This window comes from Thalassospira sp. CH_XMU1458, assembly GCF_037027205.1.
Taxonomy (GTDB): domain Bacteria; phylum Pseudomonadota; class Alphaproteobacteria; order Rhodospirillales; family Thalassospiraceae; genus Thalassospira; species Thalassospira tepidiphila.
Map to the genome: position 1 here is coordinate 1132495 of NZ_JAYMDW010000002.1, position 25495 is coordinate 1157989.

The following is a 25495-nucleotide window of genomic DNA, read 5'->3' on the forward strand; positions in this document are numbered from 1 at the left end:
ATTCTAGTGAAGCTGATAGGCGACCGGCACGGTCCAGACGACTTGTTGTTCGGTCATCTCATCGGGGAATGGCGGGAATTTCCGCACCCGTTCGATCAGGCGTTCGGTTTCACGATCAAGGATGCTTGATCCGCTTGAACTGACCATACTGGCCTCAAGCACCGTGCCATCGCGCGCAATGACAAGGCGAATACGATTTTCGCCCTCGATCCGTCGACGCATGGCGCGTTCGGGATATTCGCGGTAACGCGCAAGTGTTTGAAGAACCGATGCCTGATAATCAACCATCTTGGCCTGGCTTGCCGCACCACCACCACTACCAGCCGATGAACTGGCCGCCTGACTTTGGGTGGTTTCACCCGTCGTGCCCTCTGACTTGACAGAGTTGGTCAGCCCGGAGGGCTGTGGCGTTGGCTGGGCGGCTTTTGCGACCGGCTCTGGCGCCTTGGTCGGCTTTGGGGCCTCTGCCTGCTCTAGGGGTGGTTTGGGCTTCATGCGCACCGGCAGGACCTCTGCCAGCTGCTGTTCGACAACCGGCTCGGGCACAGGTTCAGGCTCCGGTTCGGCGACTTGTTCAATGACCGGTTCTGGTTCCGGGATGGGTTCTGGCTGTTCCTCGACGACTTCCGGCTCTGGTTCTGGGAGAACTTCCGGCTCAGGCTCTGGTTCCGTCTCGACCACTTCCTCTGGGATCGGTTCAGGCTGGGTTTCCTGTTCCGGATCCGGTTCGACGATTTCTTCGGGCACTTCGGCGGCCATGCTGTCGACGGCGTCGGCACTTTGGGTGTCTGTCTCGGCCTCGCCGGTTTCGGCCTGCCCGGCGCCCAGCGAAATGCTGATACTTTGCACAGCCCCTGCCCCACCCCAGCCCGATGGCTGCGGGTCGGGCATGGCAAGTACGATCCCGCCGGTCAGGACAAGACCGGTCAGCCCCGTCGCAATCAAAAGATCAACGCGTTTGGACATGCTATTCCTGACCCGGCTGCATGGCCGTCATCAATTGGACTTTCTCAATGCCAAGTTCCTGAAGGCGCGCCAGAAGGGTCACAACCTTGGCACCTTCGACTTCGCGGTCGGCCCGGATTTCGACCGGACGGCCGATATAATCGGCTGGCAACATCGACGACAGGCGGTCAAGTCCCCCCGTCAGATCATCAATCCCGATTTCGCCATTGCTGCCAAACCACAGGACAATGGTGTCTTCCGGCTGGCCTTCGGCCGTTTGGCTGGCGGGCGGATCAACTTCAAAGGGACCGAGTTTTTGCAGGCTTCCGGCAATCATGAAAAAGATCAAAAGCAGGAAGACGATGTTGATCAAAGGCAGCATCGGTTCCTGAACCGGTCCGTCCTCGGCGATCTGGATGCGGCGTTTCATTCGATGAACTCCACATCCGTGACACCACCACGCCCCAGCGTATCCATCACTTCGACCAGTCGTTGCAGATTGGCACCGTTGATCGGCCGAAGGCGTACCGGTGATCCGTCATGATCACGCAAAAGCGTCGGCGCCAAATTGGACAGCGCAATCGCATTGCCATTGATCGACAGGCCGCCATTCACATCGACCTCGACCGTGACCGGTCGGGTATCGCTTTGGCTGGTGGCGCGACCATCGGTGATGCTGACCGACATCTCAAAGCCCTTCCAGTCAAGGAAGCTTGAAGCCAGCATGAAGAAGATCAGCAGGATAAAGACAACATCAATCAGCGGGGTCAGACCGATCATCGGTGTAGAACCGCTGTTGCGTTCGCGCAGCTGCATGGGGCGACTTTCGGAAACGGGTTTTATTCGGCGGCGTGGCGCAGTTCGGAAATGTTTGATGCAAGGCTAAGCGTCTTGCGGGCCAGTTCACCGCGATTGACCACCAGGGTACAAACATCTTCCATCGTGGCGGCGGCACGGCCAATCACGCCCTGCATCCACATATGAAACGCGGTTGCCGGGATCGCGACCACAAGGCCGATGGCAGTTGTCAGAAGTGCCAGCCAGATACCGCCAGACAGCACAGACGGATCAATACGGCTGCCAGCCCCTTCCATGCGCTGGAAGGCCTCGATCATGCCCATGACGGTGCCGAGCAGCCCCAACAGCGGGCTTAGCACGGCAATGGCCGACATGATCCGCAGACCACCATTAAGACCATCGATTTCCTTGCGCGCACGCGAAGCAATCAGATCCGATGCTGCTTCACGTTCCTCAGACGAACTTACCGGAAGCATCATGCCCGACAGGGCAATACGCGCGGCCGGATGGCGACGGCGTGCCAGAATTTCGGCCGCCTGCTGCTCGTCACCCGATGACAGGTGACGTTCGATATCCTTTACAAAGCCATCGGCAAAAACACCACGGCGCAGGAAACCGACCAGCTTATAGAAGAACACCATAAGCCCGATCAGGGCCATCGCGGCCAGCACCCAGCCAACCACGCCAGCCCGGTCGACCTGTTCAATCACCGGAAGACCAACAAAGCCATCGAGCATACCGTTCGACTGGGTCGTTGCCGTCGCATCAATGGCAAGCCCGGTATTGGGGTCCACCATGACAGAACCGTCCGCATTAAGGTTTCCGGTCGCAGAGTCAGCCCCCACCGGGACGAGTGCGCCATCGGAAGAAAGCGGCGTTTGCGCATCCGAAGATGCGGCTGATGAATTCACAGGGTCAGACATGTAACTTTCCCGATCACAAAATTGATCACCACCAGACGTCCTGCTCTGGTGCGTTTGAAACTGATTTGCATTCTTTACAGGAAATAGAATTGCGATGCAATCGCAACCAACAGGCCGAAATACATTTTCATGCTGATCCCCTGTACCGAGCAGGTCATTCAGGGCGGGACAGGGTTTGCGTGATTGATTGGGAAATACGATGGCAAAAGCTAGGGCCAAAACCAAGATATGCAAAACCCCCGGAACTTCTGGGTTCCGGGGGTTTTGAATTGGTGAGCCCGACAGGATTCGAACCTGTGGCCAACTGATTAAAAGTCAGTTGCTCTACCAACTGAGCTACGGGCCCTCAACGTTGGTGAGCGGCGTTTTAATGGGCCAGACGGGATCGGTCAACCCCCCTTTTTATGCGAAGATGCACATCAGCCATGAAAAGACGTCAAATGGTGAAAAATACATGCCAATCGCATGCCTGAATGTGCCTTTGCGGACAGCGAAATATCGCCAATGGCAAGACGGGTTCTGGCGTCAGAAAAGATCGCGATTTGCAGGGAGAATCCGGACAAATAAAAAGCCCCCGAAACCGGTTGGGTTTCAGGGGCTTATTGGTGAGCCCGACAGGATTCGAACCTGTGGCCAACTGATTAAAAGTCAGTTGCTCTACCAACTGAGCTACGGGCCCTCAAGGTTGGTGAAGCGCGTTTTAATGGCACAGGCGGCATCGGTCAACACCTGTTTTCCATATTTTGGCTCTTTTTGCGCATTCAGCCCCAAAAACGCGAAAGCCGCCCCATGAAGGGACGGCTTTCGGTTGCAATAGTTCGAATATCGCGATTATTGCGCGTCGGCAGCAACCTGCATTTTGACGATCTGATCCGGGTCGGCAACACTGCCATTGGCCCAGGGCGCACCCTTTTTGATCATGTCGACATATTCCATGCCCTCAGTCACTTCGCCCCAGATGGTGTACTGGCCATCAAGATGCGGTGCATCTGCAAAGACGATGAAGAACTGGGAATCCGCACTGTTTGGGTTGGCCGAACGGGCCATGGAAACGGTGCCGCGAACGTGACGTTCATTCGAGAACTCGGCATCAAGCTTCTGGCCGGAACCACCGGTTCCGTTGCCTTTGGGATCACCGGTCTGCGCCATGAAACCTTCGATCACACGATGGAATTTCAGCCCATCGTAAAAGCCTTCACGGGTAAGTTCCTTGATCCGGGCAACATGTTTCGGTGCCAGATCCGGGCGAAGCTGGATCACAACGCGGCCATCTTTCAGGTCAAGATAAAGCGTGTTTTCCAGATCCTGAGCGACTGCGTCGTTTCCATTGGACATGGTTATAAATCCTAGTACGAGAGCGATAATTGAAAATAGACGAAAAAGACGCATGGCCTGCGTTATTCCTTTTCTTCTGCCAGCTTTTCGTGCAGCCGTTTCAGCACGTTTGCCGGCACAAATTCAGTGACATTCCCGCCCAGACGGGCGATTTCCTTCACAAAACGCGAAGAGACAAACTGTTGTTTGTCTGATGCCATCAAAAAGACGGTTTCAACTTCCGGCGACAGCCGGGCGTTCATCCCGGCCATCTGGAATTCATACTCAAAGTCCGATACCGCCCGAAGACCACGGATAATCGTGCTGGATCCGTTTTCCTGGGCAAACTGCATCAGAAGCGATGAAAATGGCTTAACTGAGGTACGGGCGGCAACTTCACCGCCCGCAGCCTTGAGCGCACCTTCAACCAGTGCACAGCGTTCATCGACCCCGAACATCGGACCTTTGCCGGCGTTGATCGCAACGCCGACAATCAGTTGATCGACGATCCGGGTCGCACGACGAATGATATCCATATGCCCCTGGGTTACCGGGTCAAAGGTGCCCGGATAAATCCCGATACGCGATACGGTAGAAGACGTTTCAGTCATCGAACTTCCCGTTATTCGTCGCGGTCCGCTTCATCAGATGCCGGTGCCTCAGCCGCATCTTCATCAGATGCTTCCGGGGCCTGGTCGGCGGTTTCAACGGCACCTTCGGCACCCTCGATCACACCTTCCTCGCCATCGATGATCTCATCATCTTCATCACCAAGGTTTGACAGACGTTCGACTGCGACGACCTGTTCGTCTTCGGCAGTACGGAACAGCGTCACACCCTGGGTCTTACGCCCGGCAATACGGATGTCATGGGTCGGCATACGGATGACCTTGCCACCATTGGTGACCATCATCAGCTCGTCACCTTCTTCGATCACGAAGGACGCAGCGACATTACCGTTACGTTCCGACATCTCGATATTGGCAAAGCCCTGACCACCACGGCCGGTCACACGATATTCATAGGCAGACGTCCGTTTGCCATAACCGTTTTCAGTAACCGACAGGATCATCTGATCGCCACCGAGAATTTCCTGATAGCGTTCTTCGGACAGCAGTTCGAGCGGAAGGTTATCGGCCGTGATTTCCTCGCGACGCAACTTGCCGGTGATAGAGAGGTATTCACCGCGCTCTTCCATCGAAACATGGTTGCCAAACAGCACCGACATCGCGATGACTTCGTCCTGATCGGCCAGACGGATACCACGCACACCAACCGAATTTCGGCCGGTAAAGACGCGCACGTCACCGACACGGAAACGAATGCACTTGCCCTGACGGGTAGTCAGAAGGATGTCGTCATCATCGGTACAGGTCTGAACCGCAATCAGCTTGTCACCACGTTCTTCTTCAAGCTTCATGGCGATCTTGCCGTTTGATTTCACATTCACGAAATCGGCAAGGCTGTTACGGCGGACGTTACCGGTCGAGGTGGCAAACATCACATGCAGGTTCGGCCATTCTTCCTCATCGGGAAGCGGCAGGACCGTGGTGATATATTCGCCTTCTGACAGCGGCAACAGGTTCACAAGCGCCTTGCCGCGTGATTGCGGCGTACCCATCGGCAGACGCCAGACCTTCATCTTGTAGACCATCCCCTCGGAGCTGAAGAACAGAACCGGGGTGTGGGTGTTGGCAACAAACAGCTTGGAAACGAAATCTTCCTCGCGGGTTGCCATGCCCGAACGGCCTTTACCACCGCGACGCTGTGCGCGATAGGTCGACAGAGGAACACGCTGAATATAGCCGCTGTGCGACACGGTCACGACCATGTCTTCACGGGCAATCAGGTCTTCGATGTCATGTTCGAATTCTGCTTCCTGAATTTCGCTGCGACGCGGGTCGGCGAATTCATTACGCATTTCGGTCAGTTCATCCTTGAGGATCGTCAGCTTGCGCTCACGCGAGGCAAGGATATCAAGGAAGTCCTTGATCTTTTCACCCAACTCGGTCAATTCGCCCGCGATCTTGTCGCGTTCGAGACCGGTCAGGCGATGCAGACGCAGCTCAAGGATTGCACGTGCCTGTGCTTCGGACAGGCGATACATGCCATCGGTTGAACCAACCTGGTTCGGATCGGCAATCAGTTCGATCAGCGGAACAATATCGCCCGCCGCCCAATCACGTTCCATCAGCTGTTCACGCGCAACAGTCGGATCGGCTGCATTACGGATCAGTTTGATCACTTCGTCGATATTCGATACCGCAATACCCAGACCAACCACAACATGGGCACGATCACGCGCCTTTTTCAGAAGGTGGATGGTACGGCGGGTAATGACTTCTTCGCGGAATTCGACGAAGGCCTGAATGATTTCCTTCAGGTTCATCAGTTCCGGCTTGCCACGGTTCAGCGCCAGCATGTTGACACCAAACGATGTCTGAAGCGCGGTAAAGCGGAACAGCTGGTTTAAGACAACATCGGCATTGGCATCACGCTTAAGCTCGATCACCATGCGCACGCCCGAACGGTCAGACTCGTCACGCAGATCGGAAATACCTTCAAGCTTCTTGTCGCGGACCAGTTCGGCGATCTTTTCCATCAGGGTGGCCTTGTTCACCTGATAGGGAACTTCGGTCACGATGATGGCTTCGCGGTTGGCACGGATTTCCTCGACATGGGTACGTGCCCGCATGACGACGGAACCACGGCCGGTCTTGAATGCCGAATGAATGCCCGAACGGCCAAGAATAAGACCACCGGTCGGGAAATCCGGACCATGGACAAATTCCATCAGACCTTCGACGGAAATGTTGGGATCATCGACATAGGCCATGCAGCCATCAATGACTTCGCCAAGGTTGTGCGGCGGAATGTTGGTTGCCATACCAACCGCAATACCACCGGCACCATTGACCAGCATGTTGGGGAAACGGGCCGGGATAACTGACGGTTCCTTGGTGGTTTCGTCATAGTTATCGCGGAAATCAATCGTATCCTTGTCGATATCATCCAGAAGGAAGTGTGCGGCCTTGGCCATGCGGGCCTCGGTGTAACGCATGGCGGCGGCCTTGTCGCCATCCATGGACCCGAAGTTGCCCTGCCCGTCAATCAGTTGCAGGCGCATGGAGAAATTCTGCGCCATACGGACCATGGCATCGTAAATCGCGCTGTCGCCGTGCGGGTGATATTTACCCATCACGTCCCCGACCACACGGGCCGATTTGCGGAACGGCTTATTATATTCAAACCCGTTCTCGTGCATGGCGTACAGAATACGACGATGTACCGGCTTCAAACCGTCTCGGACGTCAGGCAGTGCGCGGCTGACGATCACGCTCATCGCGTAATCGAGGTAGCTGCGGCGCATTTCTTGTTCGATGGAAACCGGGAAGATATCGCGGTTCTCGGGATTGGTCTCTTTGGTGGACAAAGGCCGTGACCTCTTAAACGCTTGATCAGAAATGATTCAATCGGCGTGACATACACCTATTTGAAGGCACATGCCGGACCAGAAAGGCGGAAAGTATCAGGTTTGTCCCGCACAAACAATATTGACAAATCCTATCGCGCAAGGTTGGGCAATAAAGTTCAAAATTTCGCGAAAATTCGCGGATTTTCCGGTATATAAAACCGTCACTTCCCGCCCGATTTGTCGCCTTTGGGAACTTCCATCACCGGTGTCATCGGATCAGACTTCAAAACCGTCGCCTCGACATGCTTCGGTTTGCGGCCAAACCGCATCTGTGATGCGGCAATCCCGCCCAGAATGACCGCCAGGGCAATCAATGCATTGGGCTGGGGCACTTCGCCCAGCACGATAAAGCTGATCACCACCCCAACGGCTGGCACCAGATAATTGTTAAACACAAGGAAGCTGGCCCCGGCCACCGCGATCAGTTGTAAAATCAGGAACATGGCAATGCCGGTCGGAAACATGCCGAGATACATGATGGCAAACGCGCCTTCAGGGTCCCAGTCCATTGTCCAGGGCTGATCGACAATCAGGGTAAAGGGCATCAGCATTAAGGCGGCAAATGTCAGGATCACGGCCGTCGATCCGATGCGCGGCTGATCACGCAGATTGCGCGCCACAAGCGACGAGATCGCATAACCGATTGCGGCAACCAGAATGGCCAACTGGAACAGGAACTCGCCCCCCAGCCCGGAAAGTGTTTCCGGCCCGACCAGCACAATCACGCCAATCGTTCCCAAAATCACCCCGACGACCTTGCCGGTCGAAAGCTTTTCATCATGGGTAAAGAAATGCGCCAGAACCACCGTGGTCAGCGGCACAGTCGACATCAGGATCGCGGCCAAACCGGCATCGACCTGTGTTTCGCCAAAACTGATCAAAAAGAACGGGATGGCATTGCCAATCAAGGCGACCATAAAGGTCGAAATCCAGGCACCCCGCCCCTTGGGCAGTTCGGATTTACGAATAGCTGCGAAACACCACAGAACAAGGGCGGCAAAGGACAGACGACCACAGGCCACCACCAGCGGCGAATAGGCATGCACGCCGATTTTGATGAAGGTGAACGAACTTCCCCACATCAATGCCAGCAGCAACAGCAAGCCGTATTCACGAATTCCCGGACGTTTCATTTTATCAGCCCATTTTTGCCATACTTATTGAGCCTTATCGCGATGACGAACAGACCAGATCAAGCGTTAAGACCCATACGCTTTTTAATCAAGGAAATACCTTTTCACAGATTTTGCCCCAATAACAGCACGCTGCAGGCCGCTGAATGCAGTTTGCGAAATTCTCGCATAGATGCCCTGCCTTAAGGCAGATCAAAGCGTTTCAGAGATAAAAATGAAAAAAAGTCACCATCGACACAGAATAGTTATTGCGAATGAATTGCAATTGCATTACATTACGCATAACAAAAAAATCGGGATATGAGATGATGAGTTATGTTGATCAGGAATTGACGGTCGAAGACATGCTTGCCGACCCGATCGTTCAGACATTAATGCGCTATGACGGCGTCTCTGCCAGTGATGTTCGTCACACGATCGAGCAGGTAAATCAGAATCGGCCGGAAAATCCGGTGGATGGCGCACATGCCGACGCATGGGCAACGACCAATCCGGTTAAACCAGGGCTGCACAACACGGCGGCGTAACGCACCTGCCCACCTTGGCAGGTGCTATCGGGCGTTCAGGGCCCAGTCATATTCATAATCGGCGATATCAAGTTCCGTGATATCGCCCAGTGCTTTCGTCAGCTCCGGCCCGGCGAATTTTCTCAGATGCGCGATGAATTCCGCATCACTTTTCCCGAAATCATCCCGATACCAGTCATACAGGCTTGAAAGCACAAACCCGCCATCGGCATTGATGCGCACCGCGCGCGGATGGTTGATGAAATCGCGCGCCGCCTGATCCAGCTGCGCTTCAAGCTTATCCGCATCAAAGGCCTCCGGTGCCAGTGCCGGGCAACCGATCGACGCACAATTGACCACATAATGAATGCGCGCATCGCGCCAGATCGGTCGCAGGATGCGATGTTCGATATCATCAAGGCTAAGTGTTCGGCCCTCGACCGTGATCAGCTTTTTGCCCCATGGGCCAGAAGACAACAACGATGAAAATAACCCAGGCGAGATATCGATATCGCGAATGCTATCGACCGGATAATGATCGAGAACCACCTTGACGGTCAGCGCATTATACAGGTTCACCCAATAGGCAAATTGTTGATCGCGGTTAAGCGCATCGACGCTGACCTTGGTCATGGCATCGACATAGCCCGCGACCATCCCCGCCCCGCCATCACGACTGGCCGCTGCATAATCAAAGCTGGTCACACCGGGCTCATGCTGGATCACGTATCGATCCAGCACCGTCTGCCAATCGCCATGGTCAATCTCGACCGTACTGCTTGGATCATGGGCCTGCCAATCCGGCCATAAATCGGCATCCGGCGCAGCGTGCACGGGGCGCACAGGCGCAACAACCGCGACAGCAATCAGCAAAAGGGACAGGGCAACACTTAACGCACGCATGATCACCAGACCAGATTTCAACAGATTTGATCCCACCTTACCCGCTGCGGGCAAAACCGGCGCATCAAACCGGCGTGATCACTATCATCACGCCCGGTCATCCCCTTGATCGGCTTATATACATTTAACCCCAAGTTGGGTTATACTGGCCGTCATGATACAGGCAGGTGCAATACAGGTTATCCCCGGCAGTGGCGGGCAACTTGGTCAGATTATTGCCACACGCGCCCTGCTCGGCTCCGGGAGCCACCCGCCGACCAACGGGTCGGGCGGAACGATTGCGTCTGCGCCGCAAACATTGCCGGCCGCCGTTGCACTTGTCCCGCTGTCGAGCACCATCGCCGCCACACAAGCACCGGCAACCGGGCCTTCGGCACGGACAGAGCAAGCAACCCCGTCGCAATCCTCCAGCACCGGCGATCGCCAACCGGCACCACCACCCTCACCAGCGCCCGCGCCTGCGCAATCCGCACCGGTCAATAGTGCGGCCTCGGTGGTGACCATCATTCAACAGCTTGATCCACGCGATATCAATGGTGCTGCACCGGACGATGCGAATACACAAAGCCCGACACAGCGCCAGCAGGAAGAACGCGAAGCCACCCCTGAAAATGCACGCCAACCCACCTCAAACCCTGCCCTTCTGACCGCGTCGGAGCGCGAGATTGTGCGCGAACTAAGTGCCCGCGATGCGATTGTCCGGACAGAGGAAGAAAGTCACCAAACTCTTGCCGGGGCCAATGCCGGCATGATCAGCTATAGCTATACCGCAGGCCCCGACGGGCGGCTTTATGCCACCGGCGGCAAAGTCAGCATCCGCCCGATTCAGGGGCTTGATGGTGTGGCAGCCATCGCCAATCAGGCCGCCATTTCGCGTGCGGCATCGGTACCCGGAAGTTCGGCGGCTGATTTCAATGTCGCCAAGGGGGCATCAAAGAACATCTCGGCAATGATCGCCTCACAGGCCAGTGCCGCGGCAGAAAGCTATCGCATGACCCTTGGCCTCAATGCCGCGCCGGGCAAAGTGGATCTCAGCGGTTAGTAGGATCCAAGCCCCCGTCATTCCCGTGCGGAGCCTGTGCCCGCGAAGGCGGGTACGGGAATCCATTATCGGCCACGACATAAAGATCTCGGCCCGTCGCTGCGCGCCGTCCGGAATGACGAACACCCAACGAAAAAAGCGGCCCCGATGGAGCCGCTTTTGTTTTGTCATGCCCTTGCGCTTAGGCGTAATGCCAGAACACATCAAAGCCCGGATTAAACACCGTTACCGGGCCTTCGCCGGTTTCGACCTTCTCGGCGAACTTGGCCGGTTCAGCGCGTTTTTCAAGCGTGATCTGATCACCATTGATTGGCAGGCCGTAATATTGCGGGCCGTGGATCGACGCAAAGCCTTCAAGCTTATCGAGCGCCCCTTCTTCGTCAAACACATGGGCCAGAAGCTGCACGGTGTTGTTGGCGGTAAAGATCCCGGCACAGCCACACGGGCTTTCCTTGCGCTCGTCGGTATGCGGCGCTGAGTCTGTTCCAAGGAAGAAACGCACATCACCCGATGTGGCTGCTGCCCGCAGAGCCAAGCGGTGCTTTTCACGCTTGGCCACTGGCAGGCAATACATATGCGGATGAATGCCGCCGACCAGAATGGCATTGCGGTTAATGATCAAGTGGTGCGTCGTGATCGTCGCGCCCAAATTCTTGTCATTGGCTTTGACATATTCGACACCGTCTTCGGTCGTGATGTGCTCCATCACAACGCGCAGTTCCGGTAACCGCTTGCGCAGCGGATCGAGAACCCGGTCGATAAACACCGCTTCACGGTCAAAGATATCAATCTCCGGATCGGTGACTTCGCCGTGTACACACAGTGGAATGCCAAGCCCTGCCATCCGCTCCAGCGCTGGCATCGCATTATCGAAATTGCGCACACCACTGTCCGAGTTCGTGGTGGCGCCTGCCGGATAAAGCTTGAGTGCCGTGATCACCCCGGCCTTGTAGCCCTCTTCGATATCATCGGGATTGCTGCCCTCGGTCAGATAAAGCGTCATCAGCGGCGTAAAATCATGACCCGACGGGATGGCCGCCGTAATCCGGTCGCGATAGGCCACGGCATCGGCGGTCTTGACCACCGGCGGCACCAGATTGGGCATGATGATCGCGCGGGCAAAATGCTCGGACGTCTCGCCAATCACACCTTTCAACATCTCGCCATCGCGCAAATGCAAATGCCAGTCATCGGGACGGCGAAGGGTAATGCGATTGGTCGACATGCGGCGATCTCCTGGCAAGCAATGAACCCGTTTGGGAAATATGGAGCGTTACCTAGCAGGTTGCTTTGGAATTTGAAATATCAAAGCACGACATTGGTCTCAGATCTCAGTTGCCAGACGCTACATTCGACCTAGACTAACGTGTGCAAGACGTCTCAACTTCTAAATCTCAAACGGTTTTCGTGGAAATGAAAAATACTTGGTTCCAAAGCAACCTTCCCCCTAACTGCCCTTTTATGTTCATTCATTGGAGGCATTTCTGCAGCAACATTATTCATTTTGTTCGGTGGCTATCCTAACTTATCAGAGGTGGCTAAGATCGAGAGAATCTATAGCATTCTGTATGACTGGCAGACTTTGTTAACAGGCTTGGCAGCAATTATAGCTGCGCTACTTACAGTCAATTCAATAGGAAAACAGACCAGAACCTCAACAGAGGACGCACGAAAGCAACTGATCCGGTCCGAAACTCGGTGGGAAGAGGAGAAAAAGGCAAATCATCGACTGGCGATGACCGCGCTTCCTCATGCTCTAAATGAAATTATTTACTACGCAGACAAACATTGGAACTACCTTGAGAAATTCGCGGAGGAATCACCCGACGGCATTCAACCTTTCAGGGTAGATCCTCTGAAACTGCCAGCTCCACCACTTGCAGCGCTGGAGAAACTTCAACCGGCATGCCTATTTCCTAAAGACGAGGAAATTGCGAACATTATTGCAGCTCTTACCCGCAAGATTCAGTATCATGAAGCCCGCCTAAAACTATTCCACAGAAAAGATAAGTACACGGCAAACCTAGGAAGTTTTCTAAGAACGGTGATTGAAATCCGGTGCCTAGCATCACGCTTGTTCGATTACTTTGACAACACGTATGTTCAAATCAATATTGACCAGAAAACACTAGTCCAATCCCTAAACAGCATTGCCTTTGAGAAGCCAAACTCAACAGCAAAAAGGATCACACAACAAGCAATTGAACGCGACTATCGCCGAAATTAAGCGAATTAACTTCCAACCTAATCAACAAAACAAGCGCGAAAAGGTTAGACATTTCTGCCTGACCTTTTCGCGTGGGGTGAATGATAGGGTTTGCACCCACAGTTCCCAATGCTACAAACTGCCGCTCCAACCAACTGCGCCACACCTGCCATTGTGTGGCTCGGTCAGGAAAAACGGGACAGATCTATTTTCTACCACGTCCCGCCAGCCACCCTGTTTACATGCTCTTGTTCGCTTCAATCAGGCCAGCGAAAGCACCGGCCCCTCAAGCAGATCCATCAGTTGGCCAAAATAACCGCCGGAGCGTGCGGGCGAGGTCGGATCAGAGGTAATCGCCACCGCCAGGTTCTTTTCCGGATGTGCCGCGATGATCTGGCCGCCATAGCCGCGTGCGATAATAAAGCCGCTACGGCTCAGGAACCAGCCATAGCCATACGCAAGCCCCGAATAAGGTGATCGTGTGTGGGCTTGGGTTGACTGGTCTATCCAGTCGGCCGGAATGATCTGGTCGCCATCAAACCGGCCTTGATCGCGTATCAGGGTCGCAATGCGCAACATTCCACGCGGTGTCATCGCCATCTGGTTCCCGCCGAAATAATAGCCTTGCGGATCCTGTGTCCAAGCTGGAATTTCAATGCCGAGCGGCTGGCCAAGGACATCCCGCGCCTGCGCAAGCAGGCTTTTTCCTGTCGCAACCGCAAGCACCGCACCAAGGATATGCGTGGTGCCGGTGGAATAGATCATCCGCCCGCCGGGTGTGGCGACCATCGGGCGGCGCAGCGCAAAGGAAACCCAGTTATCGGAATTGACCCACGCGCCGTAATTACGCCCTGATGTGCCCTCAAGCCCGGCCCGCAGCGTCACCAGATCTTCGATGGTCAGGTCTTCCACACCGGGGGTGGCGTCGGCTGGAATGATAGACGGCGCGATTTCGCCGATGGTGGCATCTACCGACGGGATTGCCCCCTGTGCAATCGCATTGCCCGTCAGAAGACCGATGATGCTTTTCGAGCACGACTTGATGTTCGCAACCCGATCCAGGCCCGGCCCGCGCGGTGCTTCGGCAACAATGATATCTTCCCCGCGTTGCACCATGATCGCATGAAGCTGGGACATGTTCGCAATTCGCGAACGGATGTCGGACGGCGTTTGTGCGAAGGCCCTGGCCACAAAGGGAACGGCCATAGCACCCAGAAGGGTCACTGAGAAGGCACGGCGGGTCAGCATCGGGTGGGGTCTGTCGCTCGGCATATCCATCAGTCCTTGGCGGTCGGGATCACATGCGCACTCAACCTTCCAGCCAAGCAAGCCAGAAGACATATTCCTTATCTGGAATTAATTCGTCAGGAATGTGACATCGGATCACAATCGGACTAGCCCCCGGTCAGGAGCCAGGGTCAGGAGCCAAGGTCATGAGCTAGACACTCACGGCAATATCCGAAAATGCTTCGCCTGCCAGTCTTTGCGCAAAGGCGCGTTCCAGCCCCTGCTCAAACCCGCGCGTGTAGCCCTCGGTATCAAACAGTGGTTTGGTCTGGCGGTTGGCGGCAAGTTTGGTGCGGATATCGGACAGCATGTCCGGATTTTGCGCGAGCTTGAGGATGAGTTCCTCATAAGCCGGGGGTGTATCCGTGATCAGTTCCGGCAGGCCGACAGCCGAAAGCAGGCTGGCGGCAACACGGGCGGCAAACTGTTTCCCAGCCAGTGTCACCACCGGCAACCCGGCCCAAAGGGCGTCGCTGGCGGTCGTATGGGCGTTGACATGGAAGGTATCAATAAACAGATCGGCGTGACGCAGGCGTGCGAGATGTTCGGATTGCGGCATATAGCGGGCAAAGATCAAGCGATCGCCGGAGATACCCTGCTTTTCCGCCGCAGCGCGCAAATTGGCCTTGGCGACATCATTATTGCACCAAAGCCAGAGCACGCTGCCCTCCACCTTCTTCATCACGCGCATCCAGATGGCAAATTCGGTTGGCATGATTTTGTAATTGTTGTTGAGACAACAAAACACAAAGCCATCCTCGGGCAGGCCAAGCTCGGCCCGTGTCATCGCCTTTGTCGAAATTTCGCGGGTATTGTCATTGGGCTGATAACAGTCGGGAAGATAAATGATCTTCTCGTGATAACCGCTGCGCTGTTCGGGCGGAATGACCACCGGGTCGGCAACGATATAGTCGATAAAGTCCGTTCCAAGCGTGCCGGGATAGCCAAGATAACTGATCTGCAGCGGTGCGAGACGAGCGGCAAACGGCTCCAGCCGGCTATCGCGGGTATAACCCTTAAGATCAATGGCGATATCAAGGTTTTGCGCCCGTGCAAGCGTAATCAGATCGCCATCGGACATATCGCGCACATCAAAGAACTGATCAACGTTATCAAGCACCTGATCACGCTGTGCACCATCCTTGTTCTTGCCATAGCTGAACACGAATATTTCGAACTTTGATCTGTCATGATGGCGCAAAATGCCCGCCATCAGGAACATGGTCGCATGATCATGAAAATCGGCCGAGAAATAGCCAAGCCGGATTTTGCGGCCCTCCGGCGAAGTTGGCTTGATCGTTGAAACCGGCGCTGCTGGCGGCAACAGGCTTTTGGCAAAGTTGCGCGACCGGGCAAGCTGATGCGCCGGATTATCTTCAAACGGCAGAAGCGGGAATGGCAGGGCCGCATCACCCGTGATGCCAAGCTGAGCGGCATGTTGCGCAAACAAATCGCACGCCCGCCAGTCACACAAATGGCTTTGTTCGCGCAATTTTTCGACCATGGCCGGGACATAGCCGGGCTTGACCGCCAGTGCGCGTTGATAGGCCTCTACCGCCTCTGGCAGGGATTTAAGGGCTGCCATGGTTTGACCAAGCCCGTACCAGGCCTCGGCCAATTTCGGTTGCAGCTTGAGCGCCTTGAAATATTGCTGCTTGGCGTCTTCAAGCAGGTCGCGTTCGCGCAGTGTATTGGCAAGGTTATAGTGCGCGTCGACATAATCGGGTTTGCGCGCAATCGCGTTCAGGTAACAGGCTTGCGCCTCTGCAAGCTTGCCGGCACTTTTAAGGATATTGCCAAGATTGTTATGCGCCTCGGCAAATTCGGGGGTGCGCGCGATCACCGCGCGATAGCATTCCTCTGCCTCATCGAGCTTGCCCAGACGTTCCAGAATGACACCAAGGTTGCTTTTGGCCGCCACCATATCTGGCTGCAAGCGGACAACGTTTCGCAAGGCCTGCTCGGCATCGGAAAGCAGGTTCAGATTGCTGCTGACTGCGGCACGAAAGTTCCAGAGTTTGCCGGAATTGCCATACTGGCCCAGAAGTTGGCCTGTCATGGCATGCACATCTTGCAAACGACCGGCCTGATAGGCTTGCGAAAGTTTGGCAAACACCTCAGCCGGTGGCTCGGTCGCACCAGACGCAGCCCCCTGTGCAGGCGCCGCAACCTTGACCGGGCCGCTGAGTTCGGCAAGGGCCGTTTTGACGCGTTCGTTTTTGGGGTAATCGGCAAGGATGGCTTCATAAAGGGCGCGCGCCTCGGCCATTTCGCCTTTACGCATATGCGCCTTTGCGCGTTTCATTGCCTGATCAACTTTGAGCTTCGCCATGCCGCCCCATATCGCCCCGAACATTGATATTTTCGGGCAGTCTAGTCGATCACCCGTCAAAGGCAACCGGGCCAGCGGCAAAAAGGCGCGCAAAAGACAAAAGGCCAGGCATTTCTGCCTGACCTTTTCACAAATGGGGCGAGTGATGGGACTTGAACCCACGGCCCCCAGTGCCACAAACTGGTGCTCTAACCACCTGAGCTACACCCGCCATCGTGTGGCGCGGTTTATATGGCCCGAGGCCCCCAACGTCAAGCGCATATTTTCAATTTTTTAGCCCGATTTCCGCCAAGTTGTTCAAAGCACCGATTTTTGCGGGCTTGAGCAATCCTGATCGGGATTCTTTGTCCTTTCCTATCCGTAAATTGGGCACCCCACCCGTCTGAACATCTTGCATCCATGCTCACATGGCTTAATTAGGGTCTGAATTTACTGAATGCTTGTAATGGCATCAGAACGATCAAGAAATGCAAGGAAATCGCCGAAGCGCGGGGCCATCCCCGAGCAAGGTGATTGACGAGGCAGGTCGCAGATTGTTCTGATGTCCTTCGGATCGGAGGCATTTGCACGGGCTATTGCGTCGCTTCACCTTGAAAGGCAGTGAGCCTTTCTGCGGTAAAGCTCCTGATATCCGCACAAATGCCTCGCGACCATTTCAAGCATTCAGTAGATTTCAGACCCTAATCTGGTTCAATAACAGGCTATTGCCACAAATGCAGGTTACCAAGACACCATATATAAAGGGTTGCTTGCCTGTCTTGGCATGGAAACGGCCGAATAATAGAAAAACAGACGGAGTATCGGAATGAAGTGGGGCATCCTTAGCACCGCCAAGATCGGCACGGAAAAGGTCATCCCGGCCATGCAGGAAAGCGAACAGCTTGAAATCCTGGCGATTGCCGGTCGTGATCTTGAAAAGACCCGTGAGGTCGCTGAAAACATGCGCATTCCGCGCGCCTATGGTTCGTATGAAGAACTGCTGGCGGATCCGTCAATCGAGGCGATCTACAATCCCCTGCCCAACCATTTGCATGTCGAATGGACGATCAAGGCGCTTGAGGCCGGAAAGCATGTGCTGTGTGAAAAGCCGATCGGCCTTGATACCGAAGATGCCAAACGCCTAATCAGCGCCCGCGACAAAAGCGGCAAGCAGGTGCTTGAGGCCTTTATGGTCCGCCATCATCCGCAATGGCTGGAAGCCCGCAAAATCGTCGAAAGTGGTCAGATCGGCACGCTCACCACGGTGCAAAGCATCTTTACCTATTTCAATGCCGATCCGAATAATGTCCGCAATAAAAAGGACATTGGCGGCGGCGGATTGCTTGATATCGGGTGCTATTGCATTGTCGGACCGCGCTTTATCACCGGCAAGGAACCCGTCCGCGTGGTGTCGCTGATGGACAAGGACCCGAAATTCGGAACCGACCGTTTGGTATCTGGCATGCTTGATTTCGGTTCGGGCCTGCAGGCAAGCTTTGTGTGCGGCACACAATCCGCCGCGGTACAGCGTGTGCATATTCTGGGCACCGAGGGCCGGATTGAAATCCTGATGCCGTTCAATCCCGTGCCGGAAAACGAAGCGATCATTCGCGTTGCCGGTCAGAAACAGCCGGGCTTTGACGACGCGCGCGAAATCAAGTTCCCGGTCTGCAACCAATACACCCTGCAGGGTGAAGCCGCGACAGCGATATTTGCCGGTGAAAGCCCGGTCGATTATCCGATTGAAGATGCAATTGCCAATATGCAGATTTTGGATGCATTTGCCCGCTCTGCCAAAACCGGCAGCTGGGAAATGGTCAAATCCTGATCAACGTATTGCCGATACTCAACTGCACAAAAGCCGGGGAAACCCGGCTTTTTCTTTGGCCAATCACGCGCCGGCAAACAGGGCGGATTTAGCCTTGAGCCGCGGGAAAATAAAGTCATTGAAGGCCCGAACGCGCGGCACAGCTTTAAGATCGCGGTGCATCAGCATCCAAAGATCATTATCAAGCCCGTCAATCGCATTACCAAGGACCGCGATATTGTCAAATGCCCCGGCAAGAAACATCGGGAGGACCGCATAACCCGCCCCGGCATTGACCAACCGCGCCACATTCAAAAGTGAATTGCTGCGCATCGCGACATGCTGATCGTGAAAATGTTTGTCGCGCCACTGGGCGGCCTTGATATGGGCAAGGCTTTCATCACAGGTGATCCATGGCCCATCGCCATCCTTGGGATCACCCATGCCCTTTGCGGCACAAACCACCGATCGGATCGGGGCAATCTGCCGTCCGACCAGATTTTCATTCGGCGCATTGCTGGGCCGGATGGCGATGTCTGCATCGTGACGGTTGAGATCATAAAACCGGTTATCGGTCACGACCTGCACGGTGATTTCCGGATAGGCCTGCGCAAACGCCGCAAGATCATCTGCCAGCACGGCATGAAGCAATGTGTCGGTCGTGGTCAGGCGTAGCGTGCCGGTTGGCCGGATATCCTGTCCGGCCAGCGTTCGGGCAAGCACGGCCATTTCGGCTTCAAGCTTCTCGGCGGTTTCGATGGCCGCCAATCCCGCTGGCGTTGGTTGATAATCACCCTGCTGTCGCTCAAACAGCTTGGCACCGATACGACTTTCAATATCTGCCATGCGGCGAAACAGCGTGGAATGGTGAATGCTGGTCTGTCTGGCCGCCTGCGTGATGCTGCGCGCCCGCCCCACCGCCAGCACCAGTTTCAAATCATCCCATTCCAGCATGTGCAATCCTCCGAACGCGCCTTCTGCTCATTCGCATTATTGCACATACTATTCGATATATCGCAAATTTACTTCGCACGGATGCACATCGATACTGATCCCATCAACCAACGATATTTCTGATGGAGATTGGAAAATGACCAGAACCATTACCCGTGACGAGCTGAAAGCGGCCCTTGGCACCGCCAATGCCCCGACCCTGATCGAAGCACTTCCGGCGCGGTATTATGTTGATGCCCACCTGCCCGGTGCGATCAACATTCCCCATGATGCCATCGATGAGGGCATCAAACAGATCCTGCCCGATCTGGATGCACCGATTGTTGTCTATTGCGCCAGCGGCCCGTGCAAGAATTCCGGCATTGCCCAGATGGCGCTGACCAAGCTTGGCTACAACAATGTGCGCGATTATCACGAAGGCAAGAATGACTGGCGCGAGGCGGGCCTGCCGCTCCAGGGACAGGGCACACTTGAACAAACAGCCTGACACTATCGCCCTCGCGCAACCAAAACGGGCCGACATTTACATGTCGGCCCGATGCTCTTTCAAATGCCTTGTTTTGCGCCCACGGCTTACTTGGCAAACGCCTTTTTCATCCGCGCAATCGCCTCGGCCATTTTGGCTTCGTCCTTGCAGAAGCAGAACCGCACAAAGTTGCGCACGCCACCGTCTTCGCCCTGATAGAAGGCCGATACCGGGATGGCGACCACGCCGGCTTCCTTGATCATGATCTGGCAGAACTCGACATCATCGCAATCATAGCCAAGAGGACGGAAATCGCAGGTGATGAAATAAGTGCCTTGCGAATCAAGGACGTCAAATCCGACCTCCTTAAGTCCCTTCATCAGATAGTCGCGCTTGGCCTGCATTTCGGCGGTGAAGTTTTCGAAATAGGCATCATCCTTGTTAAGCCCATAGGCGACACCATGTTGCAGATCGGGTGCGACGGTAAAGACAAGGAACTGATGCGCCTTCTTGATCGGCTCCATCAGCTTTGCACAAGCCGTGATATAGCCAATCTTCCAGCCGGTCAGCGAGAAGGTCTTGCCAGCCGATCCGATCCGCACGGTGCGCTCATGCATACCCGGGAACGTCATCAACGGTTTGTGCTTGCGCCCGTCAAAGACCAGATGCTCATAAACCTCGTCACAGAGTGCAATCACATCATGCTTGATGCACAGATCGGCAATGAATTGCAGCTCGTCATCGCCATAAACCTTCGAGCACGGGTTCTGCGGCGAATTCAGCAGGATCAGCTTGGTTTTTTCCGAAAAGGCCGCCGCCAGTTCTTCGCGTGGCAATTCCCAGTGCGGCGGGGTGACGCGCACCAGTTTGGGAATGCCGCCCGCCAGCTTCACCATCGGAAGGTAGCTGTCATAAAGTGGTTCGATCAGGATGACTTCATCGCCGGGCGCGACCAGGCCAAGGATCACGTCGGCCAACCCCTCGGTCGCACCAACCGACACCAGCACTTCTTTTTTCGGATCAACCTCGATGCCATAAAACCGTTTATTGTGATCGGCAACGGCCTGAAGCAGTTCGGGCACACCTGCCAGCGGCGGATACTGGTTGGACAGCTCCATCGTTGCTTTGGCGGCGGCTTCGCGAATATCGGCCGGGCCGTCTTCATCTGGCGCGCCTTGCCCCAGATTAATGGCCTTATGTTTCTGGGCCAGTTCGTTCATCACTTCGAAGATCGTGATCCCGCCCGAAGCGAAAAGCGGATTGCCGACGAATTCGGTCATGAGGCGTCCTTTATATTATGGTCGTTCACCGGATGGTGGCCCCCGGCGTATCATGGTCAGTCGAGTCCCGATCATCAGGTATAATTTTTGTGCCCGACCACACCCTTGCATAGCAAATCCTGTCGCATGATGGCCCCGGAATGGCAAGCCCGGAGAGGTTTGATGCGGCCTGCCTGCCCTTCAAACAGGGTGTTTGCATATTTTTTGAACATCTTGCCTAAAACACAGTCACCAGCAAACCAGAAAATCTTAAAAATTTCATGGGTTTTGCTGGGTTTTCGCACAGAGAATCCTTAGAATGCCGTTGCCGGTGAAAACTGGCATGGTCCGTGCAATAGTCAGCGGGCGAAGCATTACGCTTTACAGAGTTCAACGCAACTCTCGCCAAAAAGCAGAGGGCGCTAATGAAAAAAATTGAAGCCATCATCAAGCCGTTCAAGCTTGACGAGGTAAAAGAGGCCCTTCAAGAGATTGGTCTCAAAGGGATTACCGTCACCGAAGCCAAAGGTTTCGGACGTCAGAAAGGTCATACGGAGCTGTATCGCGGCGCCGAGTACGTTGTGGACTTTCTGCCGAAGGTAAAGCTGGAAATCGTCGTCGAGGACACGCTGGTAGAGCGTGCGATTGAGGCAATCCAGCAAGCCGCTCATACCGGGCGTATCGGCGACGGTAAAATTTTCGTTTCCTCACTTGAGGACGCGATCCGTATTCGTACTGGTGAACGGGGTAACGACGCGATCTGATCGGTCACGCCTTTCGTTGAACACCATACGGTAACTGTTTATGAGTTTTAAAGGGTTGCATCATGTCTGACGCTGCTTCTGTACTTAATCTGATCAAAGAAAAAGGCATCCAGTTTGTCGATCTGCGCTTTACCGACACCAAAGGTAAATGGCAGCACACCGCACAGGATATCTGCACCATCGACGAAGACGTCTTTGTTGACGGCATCATGTTCGACGGTTCCTCGATTTCCGGTTGGAAAGAAATCAACGAATCCGACATGATCCTGATGCCGGATCCGTCGACCGCCGTTGTTGATCCGTTCACCGCGCAGCCGACCCTGATCCTTGTTTGTGACGTTATCGAACCGGCCACCGGCCAGGGTTACGAGCGTTGCCCGCGTTCGACCGCGAAACGCGCACTGGCATACATGAAATCCGCTGGTATCGGCGACACCGCATATTTCGGCGCAGAGCCGGAATTCTTCATGTTCGACGACGTTCGTTGGAGCACCTCGCAGGAGAGCATGGCCTATGCGCTTGACTCCGAAGAAGGTCCGTACAACACCGGCACCGAATTCGAAGGCGGCAACCGCGGCCACCGTCCGGGTCCGAAGGGTGGTTACTTCCCGGTACCGCCGGTTGACTCGGCAAACGACATCCGTGCCGAAATGGTCAACTACATCAACGAAATGGGCGTGCGTTGCGAAAAGCACCACCACGAAGTTGCTCCGTCGCAGCACGAACTGGGTATCGCATTCGGCACCCTGATCGAACATGCTGACGCGGTTCAGGTTTACAAATACTGCATCCACATGGTTGCACACCAGTATGGCAAAACCGCAACCTTCATGCCGAAACCGATCTTCGGTGACAACGGTTCGGGCATGCACACCCACCAGTCGATCTGGCACGAAGGCAAGCCGCTGTTTGCTGGCAATGGCTATGCTGACCTTTCTGAAACCGCTCTGTACTACATCGGCGGTATCATCAAGCACGCCAAAGCTCTGAACGCTTTCACCAACCCGACGACCAACTCTTACAAGCGTCTGGTCCCGGGCTTCGAAGCACCGGTTCTGCTGGCATATTCTGCCCGTAACCGTTCTGCTTCCTGCCGTATCCCGTACACCGCGTCTCCGAAAGGCAAACGCGTTGAGATCCGCTTCCCGGATGCCCTTGCCAACCCGTATCTCGCATTCTCTGCAATGCTGATGGCTGGCCTTGACGGTATCGAGAACAAGATCCACCCAGGCGAAGCAATGGACAAAAACCTCTATGACCTTCCGCCGGAAGAGCTCAAAGAAGTTCCGACCGTTTGCCGTTCGCTGCACGAAGCTCTCGACAGCCTCGACGCAGACCGCGAATTCCTGAAAAAAGGCGATGTGATGACCGACGACCTGATCGACGCATACATCGCCCTGAAAATGGAAGAAGTCGTTCGCTTCGAACAGGCTCCGCACCCGGTCGAATTCGACATGTACTACAGCGGTTAATCTTCCATCCGGAAGACAATGCTTACGCGAAACGCCCGGCCAATCGGCCGGGCGTTTTTCGTTTCACCGTCCAGCCCTAACAGTTTGCTTACCCCTTTGCCGCTAAGCTTGACCTCACCTTTCGCATCGGGATTAAATCAGCTTCATGACCAAGCCAGCATCACCATCGAGTTTCGCCGAAAAGCGCAACCGTCAAAAGGCTGACAAACTGATCCAAGCCGCGCAAAGCGCCCTTGCATCAGGCAACGCCGCAGATGCCAAGGCACGCGCGCAGCAGGCGATGTCAACCGCGCCAGGCTACGGTCCCGCCTTGATGATGATGGCTCAGATCCATCGCGCAACGGGCAATCTGAACGAAGCCGCACAGTTACTGCAATCCGCCTGCAATCTGCCTGACAGTAAAATTGACTATTTCCGTGAACTTGCCGGCATTTTTGCCAGTGCAGGCCGGTATGATCTCGTTCAGCAAATCCTGTTTGCCGCGATCCGGAAATTCCCGACACATGGGCAGACCTACAGCGACCTTGGCGTTTACCTTATTCAGAGCGAACACATCACCCAAGGCATCACAATCCTTGAAAAGGCCGTCAGCTTCAGCCCCGATAACTGGCAGGCATTGAACAATCTTGGGGCAGCACTGCTTAAGGTCGGGCGCGAAAAAGAAGCACTTGAATACCTTGCCCGCGCAGAAGAGATCGGCCCGGATGATCCGGAACGCCGAACGAGCAATCTGCTACAACTTGGTGAAGCAAAACGTCACATGGGCGATCTGGAAGGTGCGCAGGAATGCTTCCGGAAAGTCATCGCCCAAAACCCTAAATCAGGGCGTGCTTGGCATGATCTGGCCGATGTCATGAAGTTCGAGCCCGACAGTCCCGAAATCAAGATGATGGTCGATATCCTCAACGATGCTGACTTCGTGCTGCAAAAGGTTGATCGGGAGATGATCGGCTTTGCACTTGGCAAGGCCTATATCGACAGCAAAGACCCAAAGCAGGCTATCCACCATCTTGATGCCGCCAATGCGCTGCGCCGTCAGGACTTCGCCGAAAATACACCGACGCAAAAGGCCTATGATTCAAAAATTGCCTGCGGGCGGGTGCGCGCGATTGCCGATTATTTTCCGGCTGAGTTATTCAAAGACCTGCCGCAACACGACGACAACGGTCCAGCTCATACCTTTATCGTTGGTATGCCGCGCTGTGGCAGCACGCTGACCGAACAAATTCTTGGCAGTCATCCAGAAACATTGGCGACGGGTGAGTTGCGGACATTCCCGAAATTCAAGGATCGCCTGTTTGGCACGCTTTTCCCCAGTCAGCCGGAAGACCATGACAAAATCGGCAATTCTGCGCTGCTCGCGGAACTCGCGAAATCCTATCGCGAAGAAGTCAACGCGATGTATCCGCCGACCCCGGCGACAAAGCTGATCATCGACAAGATGCTGGGGAACTTTTCCTGGGTTGGGTTGATACTGGCTTCCGTGCCGGGTGCCAAGATCATTCATTGTCGCCGCAATCCGGTCGATACGTGTCTGTCTTGCTATTCCAAGCGGTTTGCCAATTTGCAGGTCTATACCTGCAACCAGACAGAACTTGGCGAGTTTTATCGCGCCTATGAGGACCTGATGGCGCATTGGCGCGCCGTCCTGCCAAAGGATCGATTTATCGAGATCAATTACGAAGATCTGGTCACCAATATCGAACCCGAAGCCCGCAGGCTGATCGACTTTCTCGGCCTGCCTTGGGATGACGCGATGCTGGATTTCCACAAGACAGAGCGCTCGGTCCGGACTGCGAGTGCGGCACAGGTCCGACAGGGCCTTTATCAGACCAGTGTTGAACGCTGGAAACCGTATGCACCCTATATCAAACCGCTCTTGAAAGCCCTGGGCATTAAACCCGATTGAACCAAGCGCGCTGATACTTCG

At 54.9% G+C, this 25495-nt stretch carries 22 protein-coding genes and 3 tRNA genes; 8 read left to right on the forward strand and 17 right to left on the reverse strand.

Going from position 1 to position 25495, the window contains the following annotated elements; all coding sequences use genetic code 11:
* Positions 1–3: 3 nt before the first annotated feature.
* From WBY09_RS12690 to WBY09_RS12735, 10 genes are all read right to left on the reverse strand, one after another.
* A complete protein-coding gene (locus WBY09_RS12690; RefSeq protein WP_197147281.1) occupies positions 4–966 on the reverse strand; it encodes an energy transducer TonB in 963 nt (320 codons plus the stop codon).
* 1 nt (position 967) lies between these two features.
* A complete protein-coding gene (locus WBY09_RS12695; RefSeq protein ID WP_008892304.1) occupies positions 968–1375 on the reverse strand; it encodes an ExbD/TolR family protein in 408 nt (135 codons plus the stop codon).
* On the reverse strand, positions 1372–1761 hold the full coding sequence (locus WBY09_RS12700; RefSeq protein ID WP_008892303.1) for an ExbD/TolR family protein: 390 nt from the start codon (positions 1759–1761) through the stop codon (positions 1372–1374). Before WBY09_RS12700 ends, WBY09_RS12695 begins: the two co-directional genes overlap by 4 nt.
* A 23-nt stretch (positions 1762–1784) precedes the next feature.
* Entirely contained in the window at positions 1785–2666 is an 882-nt protein-coding gene (locus WBY09_RS12705) for a MotA/TolQ/ExbB proton channel family protein (RefSeq protein ID WP_197147279.1), read from the reverse strand.
* A gap of 270 nt (positions 2667–2936) precedes the next feature.
* A tRNA-Lys gene (locus WBY09_RS12710) sits at positions 2937–3012 on the reverse strand.
* Between the two features lie 257 nt (positions 3013–3269).
* A tRNA-Lys gene (locus WBY09_RS12715) sits at positions 3270–3345 on the reverse strand.
* Positions 3346–3497: 152 nt separating this feature from the next.
* A complete protein-coding gene (locus WBY09_RS12720) occupies positions 3498–4001 on the reverse strand; it encodes a peptidylprolyl isomerase (protein WP_063088087.1) in 504 nt (167 codons plus the stop codon).
* 62 nt (positions 4002–4063) lie between these two features.
* Complete coding sequence (coaD, locus tag WBY09_RS12725) at positions 4064–4591, reverse strand: pantetheine-phosphate adenylyltransferase (protein ID WP_008890703.1); 528 nt, start codon at positions 4589–4591, stop codon at positions 4064–4066.
* 11 nt (positions 4592–4602) lie between these two features.
* Positions 4603–7413, reverse strand: coding sequence for a DNA gyrase subunit A (gene gyrA / locus WBY09_RS12730; protein WP_063088089.1), 2811 nt, complete (start codon positions 7411–7413; stop codon positions 4603–4605).
* 203 nt (positions 7414–7616) lie between these two features.
* Positions 7617–8588 carry a DMT family transporter gene (locus tag WBY09_RS12735; protein WP_286792332.1) on the reverse strand — a complete coding sequence of 324 codons (972 nt, stop codon included), beginning with the start codon at positions 8586–8588 and terminating at the stop codon, positions 7617–7619.
* A gap of 308 nt (positions 8589–8896) precedes the next feature.
* Between WBY09_RS12735 and WBY09_RS12740 the strand changes: the two genes are divergently transcribed.
* Positions 8897–9115 (forward strand): hypothetical protein, encoded by a 219-nt coding sequence (locus tag WBY09_RS12740; protein WP_336232905.1) that lies wholly within the window; start codon positions 8897–8899, stop codon positions 9113–9115.
* A gap of 24 nt (positions 9116–9139) precedes the next feature.
* On the opposite strand, the gene WBY09_RS12745 is transcribed toward WBY09_RS12740, so the two are convergent.
* The gene (locus tag WBY09_RS12745; RefSeq protein ID WP_286792330.1) at positions 9140–10018 is read right to left on the reverse strand and encodes a DUF547 domain-containing protein; all 879 of its coding nucleotides are present in this window, start codon (positions 10016–10018) and stop codon (positions 9140–9142) included.
* A 133-nt stretch (positions 10019–10151) separates the two neighbouring features.
* Between WBY09_RS12745 and WBY09_RS12750 the strand changes: the two genes are divergently transcribed.
* Positions 10152–11039: a putative metalloprotease CJM1_0395 family protein gene (locus WBY09_RS12750; protein ID WP_336232907.1), complete on the forward strand. Its 888-nt coding sequence runs from the start codon at positions 10152–10154 to the stop codon at positions 11037–11039.
* Between the two features lie 181 nt (positions 11040–11220).
* On the opposite strand, the gene pyrC is transcribed toward WBY09_RS12750, so the two are convergent.
* On the reverse strand, positions 11221–12264 hold the full coding sequence (gene pyrC / locus WBY09_RS12755; protein WP_336232908.1) for a dihydroorotase: 1044 nt from the start codon (positions 12262–12264) through the stop codon (positions 11221–11223).
* Between the two features lie 279 nt (positions 12265–12543).
* Here pyrC and WBY09_RS12760 point away from each other — a divergent pair, with 279 nt between their 5' ends.
* Positions 12544–13266, forward strand: coding sequence for a hypothetical protein (locus WBY09_RS12760; protein ID WP_336232909.1), 723 nt, complete (start codon positions 12544–12546; stop codon positions 13264–13266).
* 240 nt (positions 13267–13506) lie between these two features.
* On the opposite strand, the gene WBY09_RS12765 is transcribed toward WBY09_RS12760, so the two are convergent.
* The 3 genes from WBY09_RS12765 to WBY09_RS12775 all read right to left on the reverse strand — a co-directional run bounded on the left by WBY09_RS12765 (position 13507) and on the right by WBY09_RS12775 (position 17075).
* On the reverse strand, positions 13507–14586 hold the full coding sequence (locus WBY09_RS12765) for a serine hydrolase domain-containing protein (RefSeq protein WP_336232911.1): 1080 nt from the start codon (positions 14584–14586) through the stop codon (positions 13507–13509).
* A gap of 97 nt (positions 14587–14683) precedes the next feature.
* Positions 14684–16864 (reverse strand): O-linked N-acetylglucosamine transferase family protein, encoded by a 2181-nt coding sequence (locus WBY09_RS12770; RefSeq protein ID WP_336232913.1) that lies wholly within the window; start codon positions 16862–16864, stop codon positions 14684–14686.
* Positions 16865–16998: 134 nt separating this feature from the next.
* Positions 16999–17075 (reverse strand) — tRNA-His (locus WBY09_RS12775).
* 594 nt (positions 17076–17669) lie between these two features.
* Here WBY09_RS12775 and WBY09_RS12780 point away from each other — a divergent pair.
* Positions 17670–18671 carry a Gfo/Idh/MocA family protein gene (locus WBY09_RS12780; protein ID WP_197147273.1) on the forward strand — a complete coding sequence of 334 codons (1002 nt, stop codon included), beginning with the start codon at positions 17670–17672 and terminating at the stop codon, positions 18669–18671.
* A 63-nt stretch (positions 18672–18734) separates the two neighbouring features.
* Here the strand turns inward: WBY09_RS12780 and WBY09_RS12785 are convergent, their stop codons facing one another.
* Positions 18735–19604 carry a LysR family transcriptional regulator gene (locus tag WBY09_RS12785; protein WP_197147272.1) on the reverse strand — a complete coding sequence of 290 codons (870 nt, stop codon included), beginning with the start codon at positions 19602–19604 and terminating at the stop codon, positions 18735–18737.
* Between the two features lie 136 nt (positions 19605–19740).
* Here WBY09_RS12785 and WBY09_RS12790 point away from each other — a divergent pair, with 136 nt between their 5' ends.
* A complete protein-coding gene (locus tag WBY09_RS12790; RefSeq protein ID WP_197147271.1) occupies positions 19741–20091 on the forward strand; it encodes a rhodanese-like domain-containing protein in 351 nt (116 codons plus the stop codon).
* Positions 20092–20177: 86 nt separating this feature from the next.
* Here the strand turns inward: WBY09_RS12790 and WBY09_RS12795 are convergent, their stop codons facing one another.
* Positions 20178–21350, reverse strand: a complete 1173-nt coding sequence (locus tag WBY09_RS12795; RefSeq protein ID WP_063088117.1) for an aminotransferase — start codon at positions 21348–21350, stop codon at positions 20178–20180.
* 404 nt (positions 21351–21754) lie between these two features.
* Here WBY09_RS12795 and WBY09_RS12800 point away from each other — a divergent pair, with 404 nt between their 5' ends.
* From WBY09_RS12800 to WBY09_RS12810, 3 genes are all read left to right on the forward strand, one after another.
* Positions 21755–22093, forward strand: a complete 339-nt coding sequence (locus tag WBY09_RS12800; RefSeq protein ID WP_007091888.1) for a P-II family nitrogen regulator — start codon at positions 21755–21757, stop codon at positions 22091–22093.
* 62 nt (positions 22094–22155) lie between these two features.
* The gene (gene glnA, locus WBY09_RS12805) at positions 22156–23565 is read left to right on the forward strand and encodes a type I glutamate--ammonia ligase (protein ID WP_008890688.1); all 1410 of its coding nucleotides are present in this window, start codon (positions 22156–22158) and stop codon (positions 23563–23565) included.
* 145 nt (positions 23566–23710) lie between these two features.
* Positions 23711–25474, forward strand: a complete 1764-nt coding sequence (locus WBY09_RS12810) for a tetratricopeptide repeat-containing sulfotransferase family protein (RefSeq protein WP_286792314.1) — start codon at positions 23711–23713, stop codon at positions 25472–25474.
* Positions 25475–25495 lie beyond the last annotated feature (21 nt).